At 66.8% G+C, this 223-nt stretch carries 1 pseudogene; it reads left to right on the top strand.

The window, feature by feature from the left end:
• Positions 1-223, top strand: a pseudogene (locus ACMUVN_RS33390) (electron transfer flavoprotein subunit alpha/FixB family protein); the annotation flags it as partial.

Here is a 223-nt window from a genome sequence, read left to right as displayed (position 1 = left end):
CAAAGCTGCCAAGCCGGCTGCCGATGCGGCTGCCAAGCTTGCCGGCGTCTCCAAGGTGCTGCTGGCCGAAAGCGATGCGCTGGCCAACAATCTGGCCGAACCGCTGGCCGAGCTGATCGTCTCGCTGGCCGGCAGCTATGACACGATCCTCTCGGCTGCGACGTCGGTCGGCAAGAATGTGCTGCCGCGGGTGGCTGCCCTGCTCGATGTCGCCCAGGTCTCC

This window comes from Rhizobium sp. IY2 (genome assembly GCF_047532935.1).
GTDB classification, from domain to species: domain Bacteria; phylum Pseudomonadota; class Alphaproteobacteria; order Rhizobiales; family Rhizobiaceae; genus Rhizobium; species Rhizobium anhuiense.
The sequence above is the reverse complement of the archived record's forward strand: the minus strand, read 5'-3'. Positions and strand labels throughout refer to the sequence as shown.